The sequence below is a fragment of the Streptomyces sp. NPDC020422 genome (genome assembly GCF_044386705.1).
GTDB lineage: Bacteria > Actinomycetota > Actinomycetes > Streptomycetales > Streptomycetaceae > Streptomyces.
This window is the reverse complement of the sequence record NZ_JBIRVJ010000002.1, coordinates 500669-526475: the sequence shown is the minus strand read 5'-3', so window position 1 is coordinate 526475 and position 25807 is coordinate 500669. Positions and strand designations below refer to the sequence as shown.

The window sequence follows — 25807 nt, the reverse complement described above, 5'->3', positions numbered from 1 at the left end:
GGGCGGCTACCCCCGCGGCCGCCCCGTCGACCCCCGCACCACCAGCTCCGCCGGGATGAGCGCCAGGCCGCCCGGCGGGGCCTGATCCGCGCCCAGGGCCAGGCGGCCGGCGCGGGAGCCCGCCTCGTACAGGGGGAGCCGCACGGTGGTGAGCGCGGGGACCGCGTCGACCGAGAACGGCAGGTCGTCGAAGCCCGCCACGGAGACGTCGTCCGGGATGCTCAGGCCCCGGTCGCGCAGGGCCGCGCAGACACCGAGGGCGACCGTGTCGTTGGCGGCGACGACCGCCGTCAGCCCCGGGTCGAGGCGCAGGAGTTCGGCCGTCGCGTCATAGCCCGAGGGGCGGTCGTAGCGGCCGTGCACCGTGGGGCCCTCGGGCACGCCCGCCGCGGCGAGCGCCTCGCGGTGGCCCTCCAGGCGGTGCCGGGTCGTGGTCCGGTCGGCCGGGCCCGCCACGTAACCGATCCGCCGGTGGCCGAGGGACAGCAGGTGCTCGGTGAGGCGGCGCGCGCCCGCCCGGTTGTCGAAGGCCAGGGTCGCCGCGGACGCCTCCCCGGGGACCGGTGGCCGCCCGCACAGCACCACCCGGGTGCCCGCGTCCGTCAGCCGCGCCAGCTTGGCCGCGGTCGCCGCCAGGTGCTCCGGGTCCTCCAGCGAGCCGCCGGTGAGGATCACGGCCGCGGCGCGCTGGCGCTGGAGCAGGGTGAGGTAGGTGAGTTCGCGCTCGGGCGAGCCGCCCGTGTTGCAGACGACGGCCAGCTTCTCGCCGCCCCCGGTCCGGCCGGGACCGCCCTCGCCGATCGCGTGCTGCGCCGCCCCGGCCATGATCCCGAAGAAGGGGTCGGCGATGTCGTTGACGAGGATCCCGACCAGGTCGGAAGTGGCGGCGGCGAGTGAACTCGCGGGGCCGTTGGGCACGTAGTCCAGCTCGTCGACCGCCCGCAGCACCCGTTCCCGGGTGGTGGCGGCGACCGGGTAGTTGCCGTTCAGGACGCGCGAGACGGTCGCCGGGGAGACCCGCGCGCGGGCGGCCACGTCCGCCAGGGTGACGGTCATCGCGTACGTACCTCCAGGGCCTTGTCGGCGGTGATGTCGGCAGGCTAGCGTCCTCCTCGATAGAAAGCGCTTTCCATCAGGTTCGCAGCCGGGGAGAGGAAACTCCGTGACACGCAGAACGGTCCGCATCGCCATGAACGGCGTCACCGGACGCATGGGCTACCGCCAGCACCTCGTCCGCTCGATCCTCGCCCTGCGCGACCAGGGCGGACTCGACCTCGGCAACGGCGAGACCCTGTGGCCCGAGCCGGTCCTCGTCGGGCGCCGCGAGCCCGCCCTGCGCGCCCTCGCCGAGCGGCACGGGCTCACCGAGTGGTCCACCGACCTCGACGCCGTCCTCGCCGACGACTCCGTCGACGTCTACTTCGACGCCCAGGTCACCTCCGCCCGCGTCGACGCCCTCAAGAAGGCCATCGCCGCCGGCAAGCACGTCTACACCGAGAAGCCCACCGCCACCGGTCTCGACGGCGCCCTCGAACTCGCCCGCCTCGCCCGCGACGCCGGCATCCGCCACGGCGTCGTCCAGGACAAGCTCTTCCTCCCCGGACTGCGCAAGCTCAAGCGCCTCGTCGACGGCGGCTTCTTCGGCGAGATCCTGTCCGTACGGGGGGAGTTCGGCTACTGGGTCTTCGAGGGCGACTGGCAGGAGGCCCAGCGCCCCAGCTGGAACTACCGCGCCGAGGACGGCGGCGGCATCGTCGTCGACATGTTCCCGCACTGGGAGTACGTGCTCCACGAGCTCTTCGGCCGGGTCACCACCGTCACCGCCCAGATCGCCACCCATGTGCCGCGCCGCTGGGACGAGCAGGGCAAGCCCTACGAGGCCACCGCCGACGACGCCGCGTACGGCATCTTCCAACTGGAGGGCGGCGCCGTCGCCCAGATCAACTCCTCCTGGGCGGTCCGCGTCCACCGCGACGAACTCGTCGAGTTCCAGGTCGACGGCACCCACGGCTCCGCCGTCGCCGGACTGCGCGGCTGCCGCGTCCAGCACCGCTCCGCCACCCCCAAGCCGGTCTGGAACCCCGACCTCCCGCTCGGCGCCGGCGATTCCTTCCGCTCGCAGTGGAACGAAGTTCCGGACAATGCCGAGTTCGACAACGGCTTCAAGGCCCAGTGGGAGCTCTTCCTGCGCCACGTCGCCCTCGGCGAGCCCTACCACTGGGACCTGCTCGCCGGCGCCCGCGGCGTGCAACTCGCCGAACTGGGACTGAAGTCGGCCGCCGAGGGCCGCCGCCTCGACGTCCCCGAGGTGACCCTGTGAGCCCCGCCGCGATCCGCCTCCCGCAGCCGGACGGCACCACCCGGCCCCACGTGCCCCGCACCGAACCGCTCGCGCTCGCCCCGGCCGGCGCCCCCACCTCCCGCACGGTCTTCTCCGCCGCGCACGTCGTCGCCGACCCGTACGCCGACACCACCCCCGACTCCCCGGCCGCCGTCGACTGGGACGCCACCCTCGCCTTCCGCCGCCACCTGTGGTCCCACGGACTCGGCGTCGCCGAGGCCATGGACACCGCCCAGCGCGGCATGGGCCTCGACTGGACCGGCGCCGCCGAGCTGATCCGCCGCTCGGCGGCGGAGGCCCACAGCGTCGGCGGCCGGATCGCCTGCGGCGTCGGCACCGACCAGATCACCTCCGGCACCCTCCCGGAGATCCGTGCGGCCTACGAGGAACAGCTCGCCGTCGTCGAGGAGTCGGGCGCCCAGGCCATCCTCATGGCCTCCCGCGCCCTCGCCGCCGCCGCGTCGGGACCCGAGCCCTACCTCGACCTCTACGCCCATCTGCTGCGGCAGGCGAGCGAGCCGGTGATCCTGCACTGGCTCGGGCCGATGTTCGACCCCGCGCTCGACGGCTACTGGGGCTCCGCCGACCTCGACACCGCCACCGAGACCCTGCTCGACGTCATCGCCGCCCACCCCGACAAGGTCGACGGCATCAAGGTCTCCCTCCTCGACGCCCGGCGCGAGATCGAGCTGCGCCGCCGCCTCCCCGAGGGCGTCCGCTGCTACACCGGCGACGACTTCCACTACCCGGAGCTGATCGCGGGCGACGAGCCCTCGGCGGGCGGACGCTTCAGCCACGCCCTGCTCGGCATCTTCGACCCGCTCGGCCCACTCGCGGCCGAGGCGGTCCGGATCCTCGACACCGGCGACGTGGCCGGCTTCCGCAAGACCCTCGACCCGACGGTCGCCCTCTCCCGCCACCTCTTCCAGCCGCCCACCCGCTACTACAAGACGGGCGTCGTCCTCCTCGCCTGGCTCGCCGGCCACCAGGACCACTTCGCCATGGTCGGCGGCCTGCAGTCCGCCCGCTCCCTGCCGCACCTCGCCCGCGCCTACGAACTCGCCGACGGACTCGGCCTGTTCCCCGACCCGGAGCTCGCCGCGTCCCGGATGCGCTCCCTGCTCGACGTGTACGGAGTCCCCCGGTGAACCCCGACCGCTTCTCCCTCAACCAGATGACGGTGAAGCAGCTCCCGCTGCCCGAACTCGTCGCCCACTGCGTCCGGCTCGGCATCCCGGGCCTCGGCCTGTGGCGCGAACCCGTGCGGGCGTACGGGGTCGAGGCCGCCGCCGCGCTCGTACGGGACGCGGGGCTCGCCGTCACCACGCTGTGCCGCGGCGGCTTCTTCACCACCGACGGGTGGGAGGAGGACAACCGCGCGGCGATCGACGAGGCCGCGACGCTCGGCACCGACACCCTCGTCCTCGTCTCGGGCGGCCTCCCCGAGGGCAGCCGCGACCTGGCCGGCGCCCGCGAGCGCATCGCCGACGCGATCGGCGTCCTCGCCCCCTACGCGGGGGAGCGCGGCGTACGGCTCGCCATCGAGCCGCTGCACCCGATGTACGCCGCCGACCGCTGCGCCGTCTCCACCCTGGACCAGGCCCTGGAGATCGCCGAACGCTTCCCGGCCGAGCAGGTGGGCGTCACCGTCGACACCTACCACCTGTGGTGGGACGACCGCGCCCCGGCGGCGGTGGCCCGCGCGGGCGCGGCCGGGCGCATCCACTCCTTCCAGCTCGCCGACTGGACCACCCCGCTCCCGGCCGGAGTCCTCAACGGCCGGGGCCAGCTGGGCACCGGGTCGATCGACCTGGCGGCCTGGGCGACCCTCGTGGAGAAGGCCGGCTACACCGGCCCGGTGGAGGTCGAACTCTTCAACGACGCCCTGTGGGAGCGGGACGGGGCGACGGTCCTGGAGGAGACGCTGGAGGCGTTCCTGAGGGTGTGAGGGGGGCTGAGCGGGGGCGCGTGGCGCTTGCGCGGGGGCGGCGTCCGGGCGGGGGCGCTGCCCACTGCGGTGCCGTCCGCGCGGGGCCTGCCCGCTCCGGGGCCGTCCGGGCGGGTCTACTTCTTCCCGCCGCCCAGGATGTCGCCCGGCCCGCCGCCCTTCCTCGCGGCCGCCCGCTTGGTGATCACCGCCAGGACCACCGGCACCAGGACCTCGACCGCCCGGTTGACGGTCGGTGCCGGGATGCCGGTCCTCTTCGCCACGGCGTTGGCCGCCGGCTTGGCGAGCTTGGCGAGGACCCCGGCCATCAGACCGCCGCTCACCAACCCGCCGAACGCGGCGACGCCCTGGAGCGGCGGCTCGGCCGCGGCGACCTCGGTGAAGGCGGCCCGCACCTCGTCCGCGCTGGCCGGCTCCGCGGCGGCCGAGCGCAACTCGCCGGAGAGCTCCGCCACCGAACTGTCCACGAGCTGCCGCGCCCCGGCGGAGTCCGTGCCGAGCAGGCCGGCGATCTCCTGGAGCCGGTCGTCACCGAGTTCGTTCAGGACGTCGTCCTGGAATGATTCGTCGCTCATGCCGGAAACGGTACGGTTCGCACCGGTCTCCGGCATCCCGGGTGCGTCCGGTTGTCCACAGGCCCCCGCGGGGTGTCCGAGGGCTTCGCTACCTTCGGGGCATGTCCAATCTGGCAGTGGTCGAAGGGGTCCTGGAGCGGATCACCTACGCCAACGAGGAGAGCGGCTACACGGTCGCCCGCGTCGACACCGGCAGGGGCGCCGGCGACCTCCTCACGGTCGTCGGGTCGCTGCTCGGCGCCCAGCCCGGGGAGTCGCTGCGGATGGAGGGCCGCTGGGGCTCCCACCCGCAGTACGGACGCCAGTTCACCGTGGAGAACTACACGACCGTCCTGCCCGCCACCATCCAGGGCATCCGGCGCTATCTGGGCTCCGGCCTGATCAAGGGCATCGGGCCCGTCTTCGCCGACCGCATCACGACCCACTTCGGCCTGGACACCCTCACCATCCTGGAGGAGGCCCCCAAGCGCCTGATCGAGGTCCCGGGCCTGGGCCCGAAGCGCACGAAGAGCATCGCCGCGGCCTGGGAGGAGCAGAAGGCCATCAAGGAGGTGATGGTCTTCCTCCAGGGCGTCGGCGTCTCGACCTCCATCGCCGTGCGGATCTACAAGAAGTACGGCGACGCCTCGATCTCCGTCGTGAAGAACCAGCCCTACCGGCTCGCCGCCGACGTCTGGGGCATCGGCTTCCTCACCGCCGACCGGATCGCCCAGGCCGTCGGCATCCCCCACGACAGCCCCGACCGGGTCCGCGCCGGACTGCAGTACGCGCTCTCGCAGTCCTCCGACCAGGGCCACTGCTATCTGCCCGAGGAGCGCCTCATCGCCGACGCGGTGAAGCTGCTCCAGGTCGACACGGGCCTGGTCATCGAGTGCCTGGCCGAGCTCGCCGAGGACCCCGAGGGGGTCGTGAGGGAGACGGTGCCGGGCCCCGAGGGGCTGCCCGTGACGGCGGTGTTCCTGATCCCGTTCCACCGCGCGGAGCTGTCCCTGGCCGGGCAGGTCCGCCGGCTGCTCGGGGCCCCGGAGGACCGGATGCCCGGCTTCCGCGACGTCGCCTGGGACAAGGCGCTGGCCTGGCTCGCGGACCGCACGGGGGCCTCGCTCGCGCCCGAGCAGGAGCAGGCCGTGCGGCTCGCCCTGACCCGCAAGGTCGCCGTGCTCACCGGCGGCCCCGGCTGCGGCAAGTCCTTCACGGTCCGCTCGATCGTGGAGCTGGCCCGGGCCAAGCGGGCGAAGGTCGTGCTCGCCGCGCCCACCGGCCGGGCCGCCAAGCGGCTCGCCGAGCTCACCGGCGCCGAGGCGTCCACGGTCCACCGCCTCCTGGAGCTGAAGCCGGGCGGGGACGCGGCCTACGACCGGGACCGGCCGCTCGACGCCGACCTGGTGGTGGTCGACGAGGCGTCCATGCTCGACCTGCTGCTCGCGAACAAGCTGGTCAAGGCGGTGGCACCGGGTGCCCATCTGCTGCTGGTCGGCGACGTGGACCAGCTGCCCTCGGTCGGCGCGGGCGAGGTCCTCGGCGATCTGCTGGCCCCGGGCAGCCCGGTCCCGGCGGTCCGGCTGACCCGGATCTTCCGCCAGGCGCAGCAGTCCGGCGTGGTCACCAACGCGCACCGGATCAACGAGGGCGTCCCGCCCCTCACCACCGGCCTGCCGGACTTCTTCCTGTTCGCCGAGGAGGAGACCGAGGACGCCGCCCGGGTGGCCGTGGAGGTCGCCGCCCGCCGCATTCCCGCCAAGTTCGGCCTCGACCCGCGCCGGGACGTCCAGGTCCTCGCCCCCATGCACCGGGGCCCGGCCGGCGCCGGCTCGCTCAACGGGCTCCTCCAGCAGGCGATCACCCCGGCCCGCCCGGACCTGCCCGAGAAGCGCTTCGGCGGGCGGGTCTTCCGGGTCGGCGACAAGGTCACCCAGATCCGCAACAACTACGAGAAGGGCGCCAACGGCGTCTTCAACGGCACGGTCGGCGTCGTGACCGCCCTCGACCCCGACGAGCAGCGGCTCGTGGTCCGCACCGACGAGGACGAGGAGGTGCCGTACGCCTTCGACGAGCTGGACGAGCTCGCCCATGCCTACGCTGTGACCATCCACCGCTCGCAGGGCAGCGAGTACCCGGCCGTGGTGATCCCGGTCACCATGAGCGCCTGGACGATGCTCCAGCGGAACCTGCTGTACACGGCGGTCACCCGCGCCAGGAAGCTCGTGGTGCTGGTCGGCTCCCGCAGGGCGATCGCCCAGGCGGTCCGCACGGTTTCGGCCGGGCGGCGCTTTACCGCACTCGCACATCGCCTCACAGGGGGCACTCTGGTGTCAGCTTCTCGGCCCTGAGACACCGGGCTCGTGGGCTCGGCGGAGAGGGCGTTGATTGCAAGTGGAGCGCGACTGGCGGCCGCGTGGTCCCCTGCGTCCGGAACTACCGTGCGGCGGTTCTGGGGCGATTGACCGCGCCCCGCTTCCACACAGCGTCCGCTCGTCGGCGGATGTTGCGGGAGCCGTTGTGGTCCGCGTGCAGCACGACCCCGCAGGATCGGCAGGCGAACCGCGCTTGGGACACCCGGTTGGTCCGGTGGGTGTGCCGGCACTCGGAGCACTGGCGCGAGGTGTTGCGCGGGTCCACGAACAGGACCGGCACACCTGCCCTGCGTGCCTTGTACTCGACGAAGGCGCCGAGCTGGGCGAATGCCCACGAGTGCAGTTTGGACCGCTGATCCTTCTTGGCCGTGACCCTCTGCCGGATGCCGCCCAGGTCTTCCAGGGCGACTCCCCGCGAGGTGCGTTCAGCGGTGTGGACGATCTTCTTGGCGATGATGTGGTTGTGCTGGGCGCTGTGTCGGGCCTCCCGGCGGCGCAGCCGCTTGAGGGCCCGCGTCGCGGACTTGGAGCGCTTCTTCTGCAGCTTGGCTCGCAGGTCGCGATGGCGCTCACGGTAACGGTTGATCTTGCGACCGGACATGATCCGACCATCGGACGTGGTGGCGATGTTGACGATGCCCAGGTCCACACCGAGCCACCCCCGCGGCTCGTACGCGGCCGGCTCGGGGACGTCGATCGTGGCGATGAGGAAGAACATGCCGTCGCGCATCACGAGGTCGCTCTCACCCTTGCGCCGCGCGAGGAGCCCGAGAGTCCCGGGCGAGCAGACGAACGGGATGCCCTTGATCCGACCGGCCACGGTCCAGACCGACACCGTTCGCGCGTCGAGGTTCCACGTCAGGATGCGGTCGTCGTACGGCTGCGCCGCGTCCTCGCGGAACCTGACGGGCTTGGACTCCGCACGGCGACGACGGCTCGACCCCTCAGGGCCGAGATTCCCGGCCCTGATGTTGGCGCTGAGCGTCGCGTACGCGTCCACCACCTTCTTGATCACGCGCACGGCGGGCTGCGCCGCGAGGCCGAAGGCGGACTTGGTGTCGTGGTACACCGCTCGCTGCAACTCGTTCCGCCGCTTCAGGTCCCTGGTGTGCGCCACCGCGGACACCCAGTTCGCAGCCCGGTTGCAGGCACGCAGGGTCGCTGCCAGGGCATCCGCGTCAGGCGCGGACGCCGGCAGCAGTTGCACCTGCGCGACGAACTTCACACGGGAGACGCTACTAGGAGCGATCGGTGCTGATGGGAGGAAAACAGGTGAAAGATCACAGAGGACTTCCGGAACCGGGGCGAAGGGGGCAGGATATGCAGGTTGGCGGCACTGAGTGCCGCCGATTGGCCCAATGGTCGACCCCGAGTGCACTCTCCTGAGCCAAATGGGGGATGGTAGAGACAGTCAGGGCACCTCGAAGAAGAGGCACTACGTCGGTGAGGGATGACGTGAGCGACAACTCTGTAGTACTGCGGTACGCGGACGGTGAATACACCTACCCGGTGGTCGAGAGCACCGTCGGCGACAAGGGCTTCGACATCGGGAAGCTCCGAGCCCAGACCGGTCTGGTCACCCTGGACAGCGGATACGGCAACACCGCCGCCTATAAATCCGCCATCACCTACCTCGATGGTGAGCAGGGCATTCTGCGGTACCGCGGCTACCCCATCGAGCAGCTGGCCGAGCAGTCCACCTTCCTCGAGGTGGCGTCGCTGCTGATCAACGGCGAGCTTCCCAAGGCCGACGAGCTCGCGGCCTTCCAGAACGAGATCACCCAGCACACGCTGCTGCACGAGGACGTCAAGCGCTTCTTCCAGGGCTTCCCGCGGGACGCCCACCCGATGGCGATGCTGTCCTCCGTGGTCTCGGCGCTGTCCACCTTCTACCAGGACAGCCACAACCCGTTCGACGAGAAGCAGCGTCACCTCTCCACGATCCGGCTCCTCGCGAAGCTGCCGACGATCGCGGCGTACGCGTACAAGAAGTCGATCGGCCACCCCTTCGTCTACCCGCGCAACGACCTCGGGTACGTCGAGAACTTCCTGCGCATGACCTTCTCGGTCCCCGCGCAGGAGTACGAGCTCGACCCGGTCGTGGTCTCGGCGCTGGACAAGCTGCTGATCCTCCACGCGGACCACGAGCAGAACTGTTCGACCTCCACCGTCCGCCTGGTCGGCTCCTCGCAGGCGAACATGTTCGCCTCGATCTCCGCCGGCATCTCGGCCCTGTGGGGCCCCCTGCACGGTGGCGCCAACCAGTCGGTCCTGGAGATGCTCGAGGGCATCAAGGCCAACGGCGGCGACGTCGACTCCTTCATCCGCAAGGTGAAGAACAAGGAGGACGGCGTCCGCCTGATGGGCTTCGGCCACCGGGTGTACAAGTCCTTCGACCCGCGCGCGAAGATCATCAAGGCTGCCGCGCACGACGTCCTCTCGGCCCTCGGCAAGTCCGACGAGCTGCTGGACATCGCGCTCAAGCTGGAGGAGCACGCGCTCTCCGACGAGTACTTCGTCTCGCGCAACCTGTACCCGAACGTGGACTTCTACACGGGTCTGATCTACCGCGCGATGGGCTTCCCGACCGAGATGTTCACGGTGCTCTTCGCCCTCGGCCGCCTCCCGGGCTGGATCGCCCAGTGGCACGAGATGATCAAGGAGCCGGGTTCCCGCATCGGTCGCCCGCGCCAGATCTACACCGGTGTCGTCGAGCGCGACTTCGTCCCGGTCGAGTCCCGCTGAGGCGAGTCCCGCTGACGGACTCCCGCTGACGCGACTCCCGCGGAGCGAAAGCGCCCCGCCGCCGATCCCCCCACGGGTCGGCGGTCGGGGCGCTTCCCATATCCCCGGTGCGGATTCCCCCCACGGGATCCGGGCCGGGCGTCTGCTCGCGCGGTCTGCCGGGGTACGTACGGGAGGGCCGCTCAAAGCTCCCCGTGCACGTGCCCCGGCCGCGCTTGCCTGGGACGTCCCCCAAGACATCCCATGAACGTCCCCCAAGACGTTCTCGGCATCGCCCACTTAGACTCGCGAACAGCCCAGATGGTTACCCCCAAATATCTGTGATCTAGGTCTCCTTGTGAAGGTCCTGTGCGTCACGTGTAGGTGAATTCACGTGAAGTGACGCAGCCGAAGGCTGTTCGTCACGACGAAAACGGACGAAAACGCCATCGCCAGTCCGGCGATCATCGGATTGAGCAGTCCGGCCGCCGCCAGCGGCAGCGCGGCCACGTTGTAGCCGAAGGCCCAGCCCAGATTTCCCTTGATCGTCGCCAGGGTGCGCCGGGAGAGCCGGATGGCGTCCGCCGCGACCCGCAGGTCCCCGCGGACCAGTGTCAGGTCGCTCGCCTCGATCGCCGCGTCCGTGCCGGTGCCCATCGCCAGGCCCAGGTCGGCCGTCGCGAGGGCGGCGGCGTCGTTCACCCCGTCGCCGACCATGGCCACGGTGCGCCCCTCCGCCTGGAGCCGCCGCACCACGTCGACCTTGTCCTGCGGCAGCACCTCGGCGATCACCTCGTCGATGCCGACCTCGGCCGCCACCCGCTCGGCGACCTCCCGGCCGTCCCCGGTGAGCAGCACCGGCCGCAGTCCGAGGCCGCGCAGCCGGGCGACCGCCTCCGCGCTGGTCTCCTTGACCGCGTCGGCGACGGTGAGCGTCCCGCGGGCGCGTCCGTCCCAGGCGACGTGCACGACCCCCGGCCCGGCCGCGCCGGCCGGCATCTCGATCTCCTCGGCCGTCAGCAGGGCGGCGCGTCCGACGAGGACGAGGCGGCCCTCGACGGAGCCGCGCACCCCGAGGCCGGGCACGTTCTCGAAGGACTTCGGTACGGGGAGTTCGCCGAGCTTCGCGGCGGCGCCGGCCGCCACGGCGCGGGCCACCGGATGCTCGGAGGAGTGTTCCAGGGCGCCCGCGAGGCGCAGCAGCTCGGTCTCGTCGGTGCCCTCGTACGCGTACACCCCGCTCAGGCGCATCCGGCCGGTGGTGACGGTGCCGGTCTTGTCGAGGACGATGGTGTCGATCCTGCGGGTGGTCTCCAGGACCTCGGGGCCCTTGATGAGGATGCCGAGCTGGGCGCCGCGGCCGGTGCCGACCATGAGGGCGGTCGGGGTGGCGAGGCCGAGGGCGCAGGGGCAGGCGATGATCAGGACGGCGACGGCGGCGGTGAAGGCGGCGGTCGTGTCGCTGGTCACGAGCAGCCAGGTCACGAGGGTGCCGAGGGCGATCAGGAGGACGACGGGCACGAAGACGGCGGAGATCCTGTCGGCGAGCCGCTGCACCTGTGCCTTGCCGTTCTGGGCGTCCTCGACCAGCTGGGCCATGCGGGCGAGCTGGGTGTCGGCGCCGACCCGGGTGGCCTCGACGAGCAGTCGGCCCGAGACGTTGACGCAGCCGCCGGTGACGGGGTCGCCCGTGGTCACGTCGACGGGTACGGACTCGCCGGTGAGCAGGGAGGCGTCGACGGCGGAGGCGCCCTCGGCGACGGTGCCGTCGGTGGCGATCCTCTCCCCGGGGCGTACGACGAAGCGGTCGCCGGTCCGCAGGGCCGCGACGGGGACGCGTACCTCCGTACCTCCGCGCAGCACGGCCACGTCCTTGGCGCCGAGGCGCATCAGGGCGTGCAGGGCGGCGCCGGCCTTCCGCTTGGCGCGGGCCTCCAGGAAGCGCCCGAGGAGGATGAAGGTGACGACCCCGGCGGCGACCTCCAGGTAGAGGGTGGAGGAGGCGTGGTCGCGGCTGACGGTGAGGTCGAAGTCGTGCCGCATGCCGGGTGTCCCGGCGTCGCCGAGGAAGAGCGCCCACAGCGACCAGCCGAAGGCGGCGAGGGTGCCGACCGAGACGAGGGTGTCCATGGTGGCGGCGCCGTGGCGCAGATTGGTCCAGGCGGCGCGGTGGAAGGGCAGCGCGCCCCAGACGACGACGGGGGCGGCGAGGGTGAGCGAGAGCCACTGCCAGGAGTCGAACTGGAGGGCGGGGACCATCGCGAGCAGGACGACGGGGAGCGACAGGACCGCGGAGACGGTCAGCCGCTGCCGCAGCGCGGCGAGCTCGGGGTCGTCCGCGGTCTCGGCCGCGGTCGCCTCGGCGCCGGCGGCGGGCTCGGGCTCCGGCGGCGGGGGTTCCTGGGCGGTGTAGCCGGTCTTGACGACGGTGGCGATGAGCTCGCCGACGGTGACCTCCGCGGAGTGTTCGACGCGGGCCTTCTCGGTGGCGTAGTTGACCGTGGCGGTCACCCCGTCCATCCGGTTGAGCTTCTTCTCGACGCGGGCCGCGCAGGAGGCACAGGTCATTCCGCCGATCGTCAGCTCGGTGGTCGTGGAGGTCATGGGTGGTTCCAGGGGTGCGAACGGGAGCAGGGCCGTACCGCCACGGTACGGCCCTGCCGGGTGGTGCGGGGGTCAGGCGGCCGGGCCCACCAGCTCGTAGCCCGCCTCGTCGACGGCGGCGCGGACGGCCTCCACGTCGAGCGGTCCCGCGGAGGTCACGGTGACCTCGCCGGTGGCGGCGACGGCCTTGACCGAGGAGACCCCGGAGATCTCCGAGATCTCGCTGGAGACCGCGCCCTCGCAGTGCCCGCAGGTCATGCCCTTGACCTGGTAGACGGTGGTGAGTTCGGCCATGACGTTCTCCTCGTTCGGTGGTGGTGCGCTTCTGGGCGCCTGTGCCGTACTAGCACATGTTATACCCCTAGGGGGTATTGTTCCAGGAGGTGCCCCGCCCGGTTCTCGCGAGCGATCGCAGCCAGGTCAGGCCCGCCGCCGTCACGAGCACCAGACCGCCCACCGAGAACAGGGTGAAGAGGTGCTCCTGCTGCGCGCTCGGGTCGGGGAGGTAGCCCTGCGCGAAGAGCGAGCGGTCGAGGCTGGTGGTGGTCAGCCGGAGCACCAGCCACAGCGCGATCCCGTGCATCGAGTCCCACAGCGCGTGCAGCACGGCCACCCCGAGGTACGCGCCGATCACCGGCCCCGCGAAGCGGAACCGCCCGTCGGGCCGCCGGTACGCGAGCAGCACCCCGCCCGCGATCGCGGTCCACAGGCCGTGGCCGAAGGGGGCGAGGACCCCGCGCAGGATCTCGGTCTCCAGCAGGGAGCGCAGGTCGATGCCGTCCATCGTCACGGCGGCGTTGAAGGCGTACCCCGCGCTCTCGAACGCGGCGAAGCCGAAGCCGACCGTGCCGCCGAGCACGAGTCCGGCGCGCACCCCGCGCAGCCACGGGCGCCGGCGCACCACGAACATCAGCGCGGCCAGCTTCACCGCCTCCTCGATGAGCCCGACACCGAGGAACATCCACAGCGAGGGGTGCAGCAGGTAGTACTCCATGACGGAGGCGCCGAGCACCCCGAGCACCCCGCCGGTGACGAAGCAGCCGAGGATCACCGGCACCCCGAAGTCCCGGCCGTGCCGTTCGTAGGCCCACAGGACGAAGACGGCGGGCACCAGGAAGCTGCCGAGCAGGATCAGGGTCGGCAGCAGGGTCGTGTTCTCCGTCGCGTACGTGACGACCGCGGTGAGCGCCCACAGGGCGAGCCCGCCCCACAGGCAGCGCCTCCACAGGCCCGGGCGCGGCAGCTCGACGGGTGGGCGCGCGGGTGGGGGCGGTGTCTGTGTGCGGGGTTGCTGCTCGTACACAGGGAGACCTCCAAGTCCCTCCGCCGACAGGCCATCTGACCGGAGCTTATGGTAGATACCCGATATGTCGCATTCGGGGACCACGCTGATCCTGATCATGGCGATCGCCGTCCTGGCGCCGCTGCTCGCCTACGGGGTCGGCCGCTGGCTCCCCGTACCGCTCGTCATCTTCGAGATCCTGCTCGGCATCGTCATCGGTCCCGACGTCCTGGGGTGGGCGACGTCCGACGCGCTGATCGACGGCCTCTCGCAGCTCGGCCTCACGATGCTGATCTTCCTCGCGGGGTACGAGATCGAGTTCGGCAAGGTCCGCGGCGACACCCTGAAGCGCTCGGTGTGGGCCTGGGTGGCCGCCCTCGCGCTCGGCCTCGGGGCCGGCGTGCTGCTCGGCGACGGCTACGACAAGGGCGTCTTCATCGGCGTGGCGCTGACCAGCACCGCGCTCGGCACGGTGCTCCCGGTGCTGCGCGACGCGGGCGACCTGCACGGCCGGTTCGGGAACGTGGTCATGGCCTTCGGCGCGGTGGGGGAGTTCGGGCCGATCATCGCCATGGCGCTGCTCCTGAGCGGCCGCAGCGCCGCCGAGTCGACCGCCCTGCTCGCCGCCTTCGCCGCGCTCACCGCGGGCGCCGTCTACTGGGCGCTGAAGCCGCGCAGGCCGTGGTTCTCCCGGGTCGTCGCCAGGACCCTGCACAGCAGCGGACAGTTCGCGGTCCGCTTCGTCTTCCTGCTCCTCGCGCTGATGCTGGGCGCCTCCACGGCGCTCGGGCTCGACGTGCTGCTGGGCGCCTTCGCGGCCGGTCTGATCACCCGTCTGGTCCTGACCGGGGCCGCTCCCGAATCCGGTCCGCAGATCCTGGAGAAGGTCGAGGCGGTCGGCTTCGGCTTCCTGGTGCCGGTCTTCTTCGTCGTCACCGGCATCGAGTTCGACCTCGACTCGCTGCTCTCCGGCGGGCGGACCCTGCTGCTCCTGCCGCTCTTCCTGGTGCTGTTCCTGGTGGTGCGCGGCGGCCCGGTCTGGTTCCTCGCGCCGCGCGACCTCGGCCGGCGCGACCGGGGCGCGCTGGTCCTGTACGGCTCCACGGCGCTGCCGCTCGTCGTGGCCATCACCACCATCGGCGTCGACGACGAGGTGCTGACCGCGGGTGAGGCGGCGGCCCTGGTGGGGGCCGGGATGGTCTCGGTCCTCGTCTTCCCGCTGCTCGCCCTGCGGCTGCGCGCCCGGGCCGGCGGCAAGGCGCTCCCGGCCGATCAGGTCACGGGCTCGGAATCGTGGTGAGCGCCCCGCCGACGATCGGGGCGAGATAGCGCTGCACGGCCCGCTTCATCTCGACGACCACCGCGTCCCGCTCGGGGCCCGCGGGTGCGGCGAGCACGAGCTGGAGGCCCGCCTTGACCACGGCGAAGGTCATGTCGGCGATCCGGGCGCGCTCGGCGGCCGCGCTGTCGGGCAGGTAGTGGGCGAGCAGGTCGCCGACCTGGGCGAGCAGCGAGGCGTGCAGGGCGTCGTGCTCCTCGGCGATCCGGCCGGGGACCTCCGAGCCGTGCATCAGGGCGAGGAAGGCCGGGTTCTGGCAGTTGAACTCGATCAGCGGGTCGAGCACCGCGTCGATCATCTGCGGCAGCGGCAGCGCCAGGTTCTCCGGGGTGAAGGCCTGCCCGTGGGCCGCCCGCATCTCGCCGAGGAGCCGCTCGCCGAGCTCGATGGCGATGGCCTCCTTGTTCGGGAAGTACTGGTAGAGCGTGCCGGGCGAGACGCTCGCCTCGCGGGCGATCGCGTTGGTGCTGGTCGCCGTGTAGCCGTTGGCGCAGAAGACGTCGGCGGCGGCCTGCAGCAGCTGCGCGATACGGCGCTCCCCGCGGGCCTGGCGGCGGCGCGGCTTCGGCTCTTCTTCGGACACGACTGTCCCCAGCTCTCTCAACACGTTTGACAAACACGAGAGGTCGCTCGCATTCTTGGGAAACGCGAGTGATCACTCGTGTTTGCCAGTCTATGGCAATGGGCGACCCATGCGACCTGCCGGGAAGCGAGCGCCTGGGTCACGGTGAAGGGGACACCGCGTCATGGCCGAAGTCAAGAAACCGTCTTCCGGCGGGGGGTGGACCCGCCTGGTGACGGCACGGCCGCGTCTGTCGCTGCTCCTCGCCCTCGTGATCACCGCGCTCGCCGTCCTCGCGGGCAGCGGCGTCGGCGACCGGATGGGCAGCGGCGGCTGGGAGGACCCGGACGCCGAGTCCACGTACGCGCTGGAGGTCCTGGAGCGCGAGTTCCCCGCCTCCCAGCCCAACCTTCTGCTGCTCGTCGACGTGAGCGGCGCGGGCGGCACGGGCGGCGCGGGCGCCGCCGGGGGTGCCTCCCCCGCCGTCGACTCCCCGGCCGTCGCCACCGAGGCCCGGAAGCTCGCCGAGCGGCTCGACGCCGAGCCGGGCGTCGGCGGGGTCGGCTCCTACTGGAGCACCGGCTCCCCGGCCCTGCGCTCCGCCGACGGGCGCCAGGCCGTGATCGCCGCCCGCATCGACGGCGACGAGAAGGCGGCCGGCGCGGTCCTGGAGCGCATCGCCCCCGCCTTCCGCGGCACCCACGGGCCGGTGGAGGTCTCCGTCGGCGGCCCGCTCGCCGTGCGCAACGAGATGCAGACGATCATCCAGGAGGACCTGCTCAAGGCCGAGATGATCGCCCTGCCGATCACCCTCGTCCTGCTCGTCATGGTCTTCGGCAGCGCCGTCGCCGCCCTCCTCCCGCTCGGCATCGGCATCGTCGCCATCCTCGGCACCAACGCGGTGCTGCGCGGCATCACCGAGCTCACCGACGTCTCCGTCTTCGCGCAGAACCTGACCACCGCCCTCGGGCTCGGCCTCGCCATCGACTACGCCCTGTTCGTGGTCCGCCGCTTCCGCGAGGAGCTGGCCGCCGGCGCCGACACCCGGACCGCCGTCGCCACCACCCTGCGCACCGCCGGGCGGACCGTGCTCTTCTCCGCCCTCACCGTCGCCGTCTCGCTCGCCGCCATGCTGGTCTTCCCGCAGTACTTCCTGCGCTCCTTCGCCTACGCGGGCATAGCCGTCGTCCTGCTGGCCGCCGCGGCCGCCCTGATCCTGCTGCCGGCCGCGCTGGTCCTGCTCGGCGACCGGGTCAACGCCCTGGACCTGCGCCGCCTCTTCCGTCGCCGCGCCGGCGCCGGGGCCGGGGCCGGGGCCGTCGAGCGGGAGGCCGGGGCCGGGTGGGCGCGCACGGCGGGCCTGGTGATGCGAAGGGCGCCGCTCTTCGCCGTGGCCACGGCCACCGGGCTCGTGCTGCTCGGACTGCCCTTCCTCGGGGTGCGGTTCGGCACCGCCGACGACCGCCAGCTCCCGGCCACCGCCGAGTCCCGAGTGGTCCAGGACCGGCTGCGCGACGCCTTCCCCGGCAACCCCGGCGGCGGCATCACCGTGCTCGCCGAGGGCGCGGCCACCCCGGGGCAGTACGCGCGGTACCGCGAGCGGATCGAGGCCGTCGACGGGGTCGCTCGGGTCGACGGTCCCGTGACCTCCCCGGCCGGCGGAAACACCCACGCCTACTTCACCGTCGTCCCCGAGGGGGAGACCGTCGGCTCCGACGCCCAGCGGGTGGTCGGCGAAGTGCGCGCGGATAAGGCCCCGTTCACCACCTCCGTGACCGGCGCCGCCGCCGTCCTGGTCGACTCCAAGGACGCCATCGGCGAGCGGCTGCCCTGGGCGGCCGCGATCATCGCCGTCGTCACCCTGATCCTGGTCTTCCTGCTCACCGGCAGCCTGCTCATCCCGCTCCAGGCGGTCGTGCTCAACGCGCTCAGCCTCACCGCGATGTTCGGCGCCGTCGTCTGGGTTTTCCAGGAGGGACACCTCTCCGGGCTCCTCGGCTTCACCTCCACCGGGGACATCGAGACCACCCTGCCCGTGCTGATGTTCTGCGTGGCCTTCGGACTCTCCATGGACTACGGGGTGTTCCTGCTCTCCCGCATCAAGGAGGAGTACGACGCCACCGGCGACCACGAGCACGCGGTCAGGTTCGGGCTGCGCCGCACCGGCGGGCTGATCACCGCGGCCGCCGTCATCCTCGCGGTGGTGATGGTCGCGATCGGCACCTCCCGGGTCACCAACACCAAGATGCTGGGCCTCGGCGTCGCCCTGGCCGTCCTCATGGACGCCATGGTGGTGCGCAGCCTGCTCGTGCCGGCCGTGATGAAGCTGACCGGCCGCCTCACCTGGTGGGCGCCGGGACCGCTGCGCCGCTTCCACGACCGCTTCGGCATCAGCGAGGGCGGCACCCCCGCGACCCCCGCCCCCGCGCCCCCCGCCCCCGCGACCCCCACCCCCGGGACCCCTGAGCCGGGCGCGGACTCCGCCCGCGAGAAGGAGCACGTGGGATGAGCGAGGGCCCCGCACCGGGGTTCGGTCGGTGCGAGGCCCTGTGGGAAGAGGGGAGGCGGGTCAGTCCCGGCGGCTGCGGTTGCCGGGACGGTTCGCGACCCAGGCGCGGATCGTGTCCGCGTACCAGTAGGGCTTGCCCGACTCGACGTGGTCGGGAGCCGGCAGCAGTCCGTGCTTCCGGTAGGAGCGGACCGTGTCCGGCTGCACCTTGATGTGCGCGGCGATGTCCTTGTACGACCAGAGCCGTCTGTCCGTCATGCGTGGCACCTCCCTGCGTGCCCGGCAGCGGCGGCGGGGGCGCCGTCGGGGGAGCTGCCGGGTGTGCACTGGCGATCACTGAGCCTGTGCCCGGTGAACGACCCCTCCTGACGGGAGGGGAGCGCCTGTCGATCGCCTGTGACGGAAAACCCGCGTAACGGAGATATGCGTGACGAAGGTGCGACGGCTGTGACGTAAGTGACGCAACGTCATTAGGCGCCACAGGAGCGGAGAAAGCGGCGGGTGCGCAGCGCGATGGGGTAGGGGCGGTCCGGATCGCACGGGTACATGTCCTGCTCCACGATGGCGAACAGGTCCACGTCCAGGGCCTGCGCCGCCGCGAGGACCGGTTCGAGGGCCGGCACCCCGGACGGCGGCTCGCACATCACGCCCCGCGCCACCGCCGGGCCGAAGGGCAGCTCCTCGGCGACCACCCGGGCGAGTACCGCGGGATCGACCTGCTTGAGGTGGAGATAGCCGATCCGCTCGCCGTAGGTCTCGATCAGTTTGACGCTGTCGCCGCCGCAGTACGCGTAGTGCCCGGTGTCCAGACAGAGCGCGACCAGCTCCGGGTCGGTGGCGTCGAGGAAGCGGGTGACGTTCTCCTCGGTGTCGACATGGGTGTCCGCGTGCGGATGGACCACCACCCGCAGCCCGTACCGCTCCCGCACCTCGTGCCCGAGCCGCTCGGTGAGCCCGGTCAGGTGCCGCCACTGCGCGGGGGTGAGCTCCCGGTCCTCCAGGACCTCGCCCGTCTTGTCGTCGCGCCAGAAGGAGGGGATCACCACCAGGTGCCCGGCGCCCATGGCCTGCGCGAGGGCCGCGTTCTCGGCCACGTGCGCCCAGGTGCGCTCCCAGACCTCGGGGCCGTGGTGCAGCCCGGTGAAGACGGTCGCCGCGGACACCCGCAGCCCCCGGCGGGCGGTCTCCTCGGCGAGGACGGCCGGGTCGGTCGGCAGATAGCCGTACGGGCCGAGCTCGATCCAGGCGTAGCCGGCGCCGGCCACCTCGTCGAGGAAGCGCTGCCACGGCACCTGCCGGGGATCGTCGGGGAACCAGACGCCCCAGGAGTCCGGCGCGGAGCCGATGCGGATGCGGGACAGGGGAGACGGACCGGACGGATTCGACGGCTGCGACGGCTTCGTCATGACCGCCACGATGACACACGTCCGAATGTAAGGACATGCCGTTGACAGCCTTCCGGCCCCGCGACTAGACCTGGGTCCGGGGCCCGAGGCGAGAGGTGACGTGGCATGACGTCGGAGCCGTACGACCTGATCACGATGGGCCGGATCGGCGTGGACCTCTATCCGCTCCAGAGCGGCGTCGAGCTCGCCCGGGTCGAGAGCTTCGGGAAGTTCCTCGGCGGCTCCCCGGCGAACGTGGCCGTCGCCGCCGCCCGCCTGGGCCGCCGCACCGCCCTCGTCAGCCGGACCGGAGCCGACCCCTTCGGCACGTACCTCCACCGCGAGCTGCGCGCGTTCGGGGTGGACGACCGCTGGGTCACCGACGTCGCCGCGTACCCCACCCCGGTCACCTTCTGCGAGATCTTCCCGCCCGACCACTTCCCGATCCACTTCTACCGCCGGCCCAAGGCCCCCGACCTGGAGATCCACCCCCACGAACTCGACCTGCCCGCACTCCGTGCCGCCCGCGCCTTCTGGATGACCGGGACCGGGCTGAGCGTCGAGCCCAGCAGGAGCGCCACCCTCGCGGCGCTGCGGGAGCGGTCCGAAGGGCCCGGTCCCGACGGTGCGCTCACCGTCTTCGACCTCGACTGGCGGCCCGCCCTCTGGGAGGACCCCGCCGAGGCGCCCGCGCTCTACCGCGAGGCGCTGCGGCACGCCACGGTCGCCGTCGGCAACGTCGAGGAGTGCGAGGTGGCGACCGGGGAGCGCGAACCCCACGCCGCCGCGCGGGCGCTGCTCGCCGCGGGCGTCCGGCTCGCCGTCGTGAAACAGGGCCCCAAGGGCGTGCTCGCGCTGGCCGCCGACGGCACCTCCGCCGAGGTCCCGCCGCTGCCGGTGCGGGTCGTCAACGGCCTCGGGGCGGGCGACGCGTTCGGCGGCGCCCTCGCCCACGGGCTGCTCGCCGGCCGGGACCTGGAGCAGGTCCTGCGCCAGGCCAACGCGGCCGGGGCGATCGTCGCGGGACGGCTCGCCTGCTCGCCCGCCATGCCGTACGAGGAGGAGATCGCCCTCGCGCTCGCCACCGGCACCGGCTCGATCCCGGCCGGCCCGCCGGACGACGGGACCCCGGCGCCGCCGCCGGACGGCGGGATCCCGGTGAGCCCGCCGGACAACGGGTAGGGACAAGCGCATGGACTCCACGCCCGCTCTGCACCTCCCGGCCGGCACCGCCGCCCGCGGCCCGTACGCCGTCGACATCGACCCCGAACGGGCCGGCTGGACCCACAGCGCGCTGCGCGTCCTCGAACTCCCGCCCGGCGGGACCCACACGTTCGAGACAGCCGACTGCGAATGGGTGGTGCTTCCCCTGTCCGGTGGCGGTACGGTGCGCGTCGACGGGGAAATCCTCGAACTCGTAGGCCGCGCAAGCGTGTTCGAAGGAGTATCGGACTTCGCCTACGTGCCCAGGGACACCCACGCCCAGATCGCCTCCGGTGCGGGAGGCCGCTTCGCTTTGGCAGGAGCGAAGTGCGAGCGACGACTCCCCGCCCGCTACGGCCCCGCGCCGGAGGTTCCCGTGGAGACCCGCGGCACCGGAAACCGCGCCCGCGAGGTACGCAACTTCGCCGCGGCCACCGCCTTCGACTGCGACCGGCTGATCGCCGTCGAGGTGGTCACCCCCGGCGGCAACTGGTCCTCCTACCCGCCCCACAAGCACGACGAGCACCGCCCGGGCGAGGAGTCCGTCCTGGAGGAGATCTACTACTACGAGGTCGCGGGCGAGCACGCGTACGGCTACCAGCGGATCACCCCCTCCCGGCCCGGCGGCGCCGAACTCCTCGCCGAGGTCCGCGCCGGCGACGCCGTCCTCGTCCCCGACGGCTGGCACGGCCCGTCGATCGCCCAGCCCGGGCACGACCTGTACTACCTGAACGTCATGGCCGGACCCGGCCCCGAGCGGGCGTGGCGGATCCGCTTCCACCCCGACCACACGGAGGGATACGCATGAGCGTCCGGCTCACCGTCGCCCAGGCCCTGGTGCGCTTCCTCGCCGCGCAGCACACCGAGCGCGACGGCGTACGCCGTCGCCTGATCACCGCCACCTGGGGCATCTTCGGGCACGGCAACGTCGCCGGGATCGGCCAGGCGCTCGTCGAGTACCCCGAGCTCATGCCGTACCACCAGGGCCGCAACGAACAGGCCATGGTGCACGCGGCCGTCGGCTACGCCCGCCAGTCCCGGCGCCTCCAGACGCACGCCGTCACCACCTCCATCGGCCCCGGCGCCACCAACCTCGTCACCGGCGCCGCCCTCGCCACCGTCAACCGGCTGCCCGTCCTGCTGCTGCCCGGCGACACCTTCGCCACCCGCCCCGCCGACCCCGTCCTCCAGCAGCTCGAAGTCCCCCACGCGGGCGAGGTGTCCGTCAACGACTGCCTGCGCCCGGTGTCGAGGTACTTCGACCGGATCACCCGCCCCGAAGCGCTGATCCCCGCCGCCCTCGCCGCCGTACGGGTCCTCACCGACCCCGCGGAGACCGGCGCCGTCACCCTCGCCCTGCCCCAGGACGTCCAGGCCGAGGCGTACGACTGGCCCGAGGAGTTCCTCGCCGAGCGCACCTGGACCGTGCGCAGGCCCCGCCCCGACACCGCCGAGCTCGACGCGGCGGTCCACGCCATCCGCGGGGCCCGGCAGCCGATGGTCATCGCGGGCGGGGGAGTGAAGTACAGCGCCGCCGAGGACGCCCTGCGCACCCTCGCCGAGCGCCTCGACCTGCCGGTCGCCACCACCCAGGCCGGCAAGGGAGTCCTGCCGTACGACCACCGCTGCGAGGTCGGCGGCATCGGCCACACGGGCACCGGCACCGCCAACGAGCTGGCCCGCACCAGCGACCTGATCATCGGCGTCGGCACCCGCTACAGCGACTTCACCACCGCCTCCGGCACCCTCTTCCGCCCGGACACCCGCCTGCTCAACCTCAACATCACCGGCTTCGACGCCCACAAACAGGCCGCGCTGCCCCTGGTCGCCGACGCCCGCGAGGGCCTCACGGCACTGACGGAGGCGCTCGCCGAGCACCCTGGAGGCCGACCGCGGGACACGGCCCGCTGGACCTCCGCCAAGGCGGACTGGCAGGAGCGGACGGACGCCGCCTACGCCGCACCCGACCCGCGGGCCCGCCCCACCCAGGCCCAGGTCCTCGGCGCACTCGACACCCTGGTCACCGCCGACGACATCCTGATCAACGCGGCCGGCTCGCTCCCCGGCGACCTCCACAAGCTGTGGCGGGCCCGCTCCGTCGACCAGTACCACGTCGAATACGGCTACTCCTGCATGGGCTACGAGATCCCCGCCGCCATCGGCGTCGCCCTCGCCGCGCCCGGCCGGCCCGTCTGGGCGCTCGTCGGCGACGGGACGTATCTGATGAATCCCACCGAGATCGTCACCGCCGTACAGCAGGGACTGCCCCTCAAGCTCGTCATCCTGCAGAACCACGGCTACGCCTCCATCGGCGGCCTCTCCGAGGCCGTGGGCGGCGAGCGGTACGGCACCGACTACCGCTTCCGGGCCGAGGACGGCTCGTTCACCGGACCGCCGCTCCCCGTCGACCTGGCCGCCAACGCGGCCTCCCTCGGGATGCGGGTGCTGCGCGCCGACACCGTGCGTGACCTGCGAGAAGCCCTCGCGGACGCCCGGCGGGCGAGCGTTCCCACATGTGTCTACGTCGAGACCGAAACGGCAGACAGTGTGTCGGGCCCGCCCCCGGCCCAGGCGTGGTGGGATGTGCCCGTGGCCGAGACCTCGACCCGTCCGTCGGCGGTGAAGGCCCGCGAGGAGTACGACCGGCACGTCACCGCCCGACGCCGCCACCTGTAACAGCCAGAAGGAGCATTCCGTCATGACGAAGACCGTCAACCACTGGATCGGTGGCAAGACCGTCGAGGGCACGTCGGGCAACTGGGGCCCGGTCACCGACCCCGCCACCGGCGCCGTCACCACGCGCGTGGCGCTCGCCTCGGTCGAGGAGGTCGACGCCGCCGTCGCCGCCGCGAAGGCCGCCTTCGAGACCTGGGGCACCTCCTCCCTGGCCCAGCGCACCACGATCCTCTTCCGCTTCCGCGCCCTGCTGGACGCCAACCGCGACGCGATCGCCGAGCTGATCGTCGCCGAGCACGGCAAGGTGCACTCCGACGCCCTCGGCGAGGTCGCCCGCGGCCTGGAGATCGTCGACCTGGCCTGCGGCATCACCACCCAGCTCAAGGGCGAGCTGTCCACCCAGGTGTCGAACCGCGTGGACGTCGCCTCCATCCGCCAGGCCGTCGGCGTCGTCGCCGGCATCACCCCGTTCAACTTCCCGGCGATGGTGCCGATGTGGATGTTCCCCATCGCCATCGCCTGCGGCAACACCTTCGTGCTCAAGCCGAGCGAGAAGGACCCCTCGCCGTCCCTGAAGATCGCCGAGCTGCTCGCCGAGGCCGGCCTGCCGGACGGCGTCTTCAACGTCCTGCACGGCGACAAGGTCGCCGTGGACCGCCTCCTGGAGCACCCGGACGTCGCCGCGGTCTCCTTCGTCGGCTCCACCCCGATCGCCCGCCACATCCACACCACCGCCTCCGCCAACGGCAAGCGCGTCCAGGCCCTCGGCGGCGCCAAGAACCACATGCTGGTGCTGCCCGACGCCGACCTGGACGCGGCCGCCGACGCGGCGGTCTCCGCGGCGTACGGCTCCGCCGGCGAGCGCTGCATGGCGATCTCCGCGGTCGTCGCGGTCGGCGCGATCGGCGACGAGCTCGTGGAGAAGATCCGCGAGCGCGCCGAGAAGATCAAGATCGGCCCCGGCAACGACCCGACCTCCGAGATGGGCCCGCTCATCACGGCCGTCCACCGCGACAAGGTCGCCTCCTACGTGCACGGCGCCGCGGACGAGGGCTGCGAGGTCGTCCTCGACGGCACCGGCTACACCGTCGACGGCTTCGAGGACGGCCACTGGATCGGCCTGTCCCTCCTGGACCACGTGCCGACCACGGCCAAGGCCTACCAGGACGAGATCTTCGGCCCGGTGCTGTGCGTGCTGCGCGCCGAGACCTACGAGGAGGGCGTGGCCCTCATCAACGCCTCGCCGTTCGGCAACGGCACCGCGATCTTCACCCGCGACGGCGGCGCCGCCCGCCGCTTCCAGCTGGAGATCGAGGCCGGCATGGTCGGCGTGAACGTGCCGATCCCGGTCCCCGTCGGCTACCACTCCTTCGGTGGCTGGAAGGACTCGCTCTTCGGCGACCACCACATCTACGGCAACGACGGCATCCACTTCTACACCCGCGGCAAGGTCGTCACGACCCGCTGGCCGGACCCGTCCGAGGCCCCGGCGGGCGTCGACCTGGGCTTCCCGCGCAACCACTGACGCACTGACGTCCGGAGCAAAACCAGTGGCCCCCGGGGCGCGTTCCGACGCACCCTGGGGGCCATGTCCGTTCCCGCCCCGCCCCCGAAGCACCAGATCCGCGCGCTCCACACCGAGACCACGGTGACCGTCTACCAGGCCTACCGGCCGTCGAGCGGCCTCCCGGCCGCCCGCGACGGGCGCTTCCCGGCCGAGTGGAAGCGGGACCGGATGACCTGGATCAAGCCCTCGTTCCTGTGGATGATGTACCGCTGCGGCTGGGGCCTGAAGGAGGGCCAGGAGACCGTCCTCGCCGTCGAGATCACCCGCGAGGGCTTCGAGTGGGCCCTGCGCCACGCCTGCCTCTCCCACTACGTGCGCGGCTTCCACCCCGACCGGGCCGACTGGCAGCGCGAGCTGAAGCGCTCCCCGGCGCGGGTCCAGTGGGACCCCGAGCGCGACCTCCACCTCCGCCCCCTGGGACACCGCTCCCTCCAGCTCGGCCTCGCCGGAGAGGCCTCCCGCCGCTACGCGGACGAGTGGACGGTCGCCGTCCACGACGTCACACCGCTCGCCCACGAGATCCACGCGCTGGTACGGGCCGGGCGCGTCGAGGAGGCCGGACACCTGCTGCCGCGGGAACGGCCCTACCCGGTGGGGGAGGGGCTGCTCGACCGGATCGTGGCCTGACCGCGGAGCGCCTGCTCCCCGGCGAACGTCCACCCGCGGATCGCGCACACGCCCTCGTCCGCCGCCCCCGCCGGATATCCCCCCGAACCTCCCGCTCGCGCGTACCGCGTC

Annotated in this window: 21 protein-coding genes; 12 read left to right on the top strand and 9 right to left on the bottom strand. The window is 72.5% G+C overall.

What is annotated here, in order from left to right; all coding sequences use genetic code 11:
- Window positions 1-6 precede the first annotated feature (6 nt).
- Complete coding sequence (locus tag ACH414_RS06405; protein ID WP_386564524.1) at window positions 7-1056, bottom strand: LacI family DNA-binding transcriptional regulator; 1050 nt, start codon at window positions 1054-1056, stop codon at window positions 7-9.
- A 106-nt stretch (window positions 1057-1162) separates the two neighbouring features.
- On the opposite strand from ACH414_RS06405, the gene ACH414_RS06400 reads away from it, so the two are divergent.
- From ACH414_RS06400 to ACH414_RS06390, 3 genes are read left to right on the top strand one after another with little or no spacing between them, the layout of a single operon-like run.
- Complete coding sequence (locus tag ACH414_RS06400) at window positions 1163-2320, top strand: Gfo/Idh/MocA family protein (RefSeq protein WP_391769024.1); 1158 nt, start codon at window positions 1163-1165, stop codon at window positions 2318-2320.
- Window positions 2317-3489 carry a dihydrodipicolinate synthase family protein gene (locus ACH414_RS06395; protein ID WP_382535519.1) on the top strand — a complete coding sequence of 391 codons (1173 nt, stop codon included), beginning with the start codon at window positions 2317-2319 and terminating at the stop codon, window positions 3487-3489. Before ACH414_RS06400 ends, ACH414_RS06395 begins: the two co-directional genes overlap by 4 nt.
- 26 nt (window positions 3490-3515) lie before the next feature.
- Window positions 3516-4289, top strand: a complete 774-nt coding sequence (locus tag ACH414_RS06390) for a sugar phosphate isomerase/epimerase family protein (protein WP_382536174.1) — start codon at window positions 3516-3518, stop codon at window positions 4287-4289.
- 116 nt (window positions 4290-4405) lie between these two features.
- Here ACH414_RS06390 and ACH414_RS06385 read toward each other — a convergent pair whose 3' ends face one another.
- The gene (locus ACH414_RS06385; RefSeq protein ID WP_382535516.1) at window positions 4406-4864 is read right to left on the bottom strand and encodes a DUF937 domain-containing protein; all 459 of its coding nucleotides are present in this window, start codon (window positions 4862-4864) and stop codon (window positions 4406-4408) included.
- 101 nt (window positions 4865-4965) lie between these two features.
- Here ACH414_RS06385 and ACH414_RS06380 point away from each other — a divergent pair, with 101 nt between their 5' ends.
- The gene (locus ACH414_RS06380) at window positions 4966-7194 is read left to right on the top strand and encodes an ATP-dependent RecD-like DNA helicase (RefSeq protein ID WP_382535513.1); all 2229 of its coding nucleotides are present in this window, start codon (window positions 4966-4968) and stop codon (window positions 7192-7194) included.
- 85 nt (window positions 7195-7279) lie between these two features.
- Here the strand turns inward: ACH414_RS06380 and ACH414_RS06375 are convergent, their stop codons facing one another.
- Window positions 7280-8443 carry an RNA-guided endonuclease InsQ/TnpB family protein gene (locus tag ACH414_RS06375; RefSeq protein WP_398940959.1) on the bottom strand — a complete coding sequence of 388 codons (1164 nt, stop codon included), beginning with the start codon at window positions 8441-8443 and terminating at the stop codon, window positions 7280-7282.
- 230 nt (window positions 8444-8673) lie between these two features.
- On the opposite strand from ACH414_RS06375, the gene ACH414_RS06370 reads away from it, so the two are divergent.
- Window positions 8674-9963, top strand: coding sequence for a citrate synthase (locus tag ACH414_RS06370; protein ID WP_382535507.1), 1290 nt, complete (start codon window positions 8674-8676; stop codon window positions 9961-9963).
- Between the two features lie 369 nt (window positions 9964-10332).
- Here ACH414_RS06370 and ACH414_RS06365 read toward each other — a convergent pair whose 3' ends face one another.
- The 3 genes from ACH414_RS06365 to ACH414_RS06355 all read right to left on the bottom strand — a co-directional run bounded on the left by ACH414_RS06365 (window position 10333) and on the right by ACH414_RS06355 (window position 13849).
- Window positions 10333-12546, bottom strand: coding sequence for a heavy metal translocating P-type ATPase (locus ACH414_RS06365; RefSeq protein WP_398940957.1), 2214 nt, complete (start codon window positions 12544-12546; stop codon window positions 10333-10335).
- A 72-nt stretch (window positions 12547-12618) separates the two neighbouring features.
- Complete coding sequence (locus tag ACH414_RS06360; RefSeq protein WP_398941129.1) at window positions 12619-12918, bottom strand: heavy-metal-associated domain-containing protein; 300 nt, start codon at window positions 12916-12918, stop codon at window positions 12619-12621.
- On the bottom strand, window positions 12908-13849 hold the full coding sequence (locus ACH414_RS06355; RefSeq protein ID WP_382535501.1) for a PrsW family intramembrane metalloprotease: 942 nt from the start codon (window positions 13847-13849) through the stop codon (window positions 12908-12910). The genes ACH414_RS06360 and ACH414_RS06355 overlap by 11 nt, the downstream gene beginning before the upstream one ends.
- A gap of 64 nt (window positions 13850-13913) precedes the next feature.
- Here ACH414_RS06355 and ACH414_RS06350 point away from each other — a divergent pair, with 64 nt between their 5' ends.
- Window positions 13914-15128, top strand: a complete 1215-nt coding sequence (locus ACH414_RS06350) for a cation:proton antiporter (protein ID WP_386564510.1) — start codon at window positions 13914-13916, stop codon at window positions 15126-15128.
- Here the strand turns inward: ACH414_RS06350 and ACH414_RS06345 are convergent.
- Complete coding sequence (locus ACH414_RS06345) at window positions 15106-15750, bottom strand: TetR/AcrR family transcriptional regulator (RefSeq protein ID WP_382535494.1); 645 nt, start codon at window positions 15748-15750, stop codon at window positions 15106-15108. The two genes, ACH414_RS06350 and ACH414_RS06345, sit on opposite strands and share 23 nt — an antisense overlap.
- Before the next feature lie 163 nt (window positions 15751-15913).
- On the opposite strand from ACH414_RS06345, the gene ACH414_RS06340 reads away from it, so the two are divergent.
- On the top strand, window positions 15914-18238 hold the full coding sequence (locus tag ACH414_RS06340) for an MMPL family transporter (RefSeq protein ID WP_398940955.1): 2325 nt from the start codon (window positions 15914-15916) through the stop codon (window positions 18236-18238).
- A 60-nt stretch (window positions 18239-18298) separates the two neighbouring features.
- Here ACH414_RS06340 and ACH414_RS06335 read toward each other — a convergent pair whose 3' ends face one another.
- Together ACH414_RS06335 and ACH414_RS06330 are read right to left on the bottom strand one after the other, a co-directional pair.
- Window positions 18299-18496: a MarR family transcriptional regulator gene (locus ACH414_RS06335; protein WP_351658649.1), complete on the bottom strand. Its 198-nt coding sequence runs from the start codon at window positions 18494-18496 to the stop codon at window positions 18299-18301.
- A gap of 212 nt (window positions 18497-18708) precedes the next feature.
- A complete protein-coding gene (locus ACH414_RS06330) occupies window positions 18709-19644 on the bottom strand; it encodes a sugar phosphate isomerase/epimerase family protein (protein ID WP_398940953.1) in 936 nt (311 codons plus the stop codon).
- Window positions 19645-19749: 105 nt separating this feature from the next.
- Between ACH414_RS06330 and iolC the strand changes: the two genes are divergently transcribed.
- The 5 genes from iolC (at window position 19750) to ACH414_RS06305 (ending at window position 25696) form a co-directional block, all read left to right on the top strand.
- Window positions 19750-20805, top strand: coding sequence for a 5-dehydro-2-deoxygluconokinase (gene iolC / locus ACH414_RS06325; protein WP_398940952.1), 1056 nt, complete (start codon window positions 19750-19752; stop codon window positions 20803-20805).
- A 10-nt stretch (window positions 20806-20815) separates the two neighbouring features.
- Window positions 20816-21634 carry a 5-deoxy-glucuronate isomerase gene (gene iolB / locus ACH414_RS06320; protein ID WP_382535482.1) on the top strand — a complete coding sequence of 273 codons (819 nt, stop codon included), beginning with the start codon at window positions 20816-20818 and terminating at the stop codon, window positions 21632-21634.
- Window positions 21631-23502, top strand: a complete 1872-nt coding sequence (iolD, locus tag ACH414_RS06315; protein WP_382535478.1) for a 3D-(3,5/4)-trihydroxycyclohexane-1,2-dione acylhydrolase (decyclizing) — start codon at window positions 21631-21633, stop codon at window positions 23500-23502. The genes iolB and iolD overlap by 4 nt, the downstream gene beginning before the upstream one ends.
- Window positions 23503-23524: 22 nt before the next feature.
- The gene (mmsA, locus tag ACH414_RS06310) at window positions 23525-25027 is read left to right on the top strand and encodes a CoA-acylating methylmalonate-semialdehyde dehydrogenase (protein ID WP_382535475.1); all 1503 of its coding nucleotides are present in this window, start codon (window positions 23525-23527) and stop codon (window positions 25025-25027) included.
- Between the two features lie 63 nt (window positions 25028-25090).
- On the top strand, window positions 25091-25696 hold the full coding sequence (locus ACH414_RS06305; protein ID WP_398940950.1) for a DUF4291 domain-containing protein: 606 nt from the start codon (window positions 25091-25093) through the stop codon (window positions 25694-25696).
- Window positions 25697-25807: the final 111 nt, after the last annotated feature.

What these genes read in the sequence shown, in the direction of transcription:
- ACH414_RS06405 (WP_386564524.1), bottom strand. Translation starts at nt 1,056, where the DNA reads ATGACCGTCACCCTGGCGGACGTGGCCGCCCGCGCGCGGGTCTCCCCG.
- ACH414_RS06390 (WP_382536174.1), top strand. Translation starts at nt 3,516, where the DNA reads ATGACGGTGAAGCAGCTCCCGCTGCCCGAACTCGTCGCCCACTGCGTC.
- ACH414_RS06385 (WP_382535516.1), bottom strand. Translation starts at nt 4,864, where the DNA reads ATGAGCGACGAATCATTCCAGGACGACGTCCTGAACGAACTCGGTGAC.
- ACH414_RS06380 (WP_382535513.1), top strand. Translation starts at nt 4,966, where the DNA reads ATGTCCAATCTGGCAGTGGTCGAAGGGGTCCTGGAGCGGATCACCTAC.
- ACH414_RS06365 (WP_398940957.1), bottom strand. Translation starts at nt 12,546, where the DNA reads ATGACCTCCACGACCACCGAGCTGACGATCGGCGGAATGACCTGTGCC.
- ACH414_RS06350 (WP_386564510.1), top strand. Translation starts at nt 13,914, where the DNA reads ATGTCGCATTCGGGGACCACGCTGATCCTGATCATGGCGATCGCCGTC.
- ACH414_RS06340 (WP_398940955.1), top strand. Translation starts at nt 15,914, where the DNA reads ATGGCCGAAGTCAAGAAACCGTCTTCCGGCGGGGGGTGGACCCGCCTG.
- ACH414_RS06335 (WP_351658649.1), bottom strand. Translation starts at nt 18,496, where the DNA reads ATGACGGACAGACGGCTCTGGTCGTACAAGGACATCGCCGCGCACATC.
- ACH414_RS06330 (WP_398940953.1), bottom strand. Translation starts at nt 19,644, where the DNA reads ATGACGAAGCCGTCGCAGCCGTCGAATCCGTCCGGTCCGTCTCCCCTG.
- iolC (WP_398940952.1), top strand. Translation starts at nt 19,750, where the DNA reads ATGACGTCGGAGCCGTACGACCTGATCACGATGGGCCGGATCGGCGTG.
- iolB (WP_382535482.1), top strand. Translation starts at nt 20,816, where the DNA reads ATGGACTCCACGCCCGCTCTGCACCTCCCGGCCGGCACCGCCGCCCGC.
- iolD (WP_382535478.1), top strand. Translation starts at nt 21,631, where the DNA reads ATGAGCGTCCGGCTCACCGTCGCCCAGGCCCTGGTGCGCTTCCTCGCC.
- mmsA (WP_382535475.1), top strand. Translation starts at nt 23,525, where the DNA reads ATGACGAAGACCGTCAACCACTGGATCGGTGGCAAGACCGTCGAGGGC.
- ACH414_RS06305 (WP_398940950.1), top strand. Translation starts at nt 25,091, where the DNA reads ATGTCCGTTCCCGCCCCGCCCCCGAAGCACCAGATCCGCGCGCTCCAC.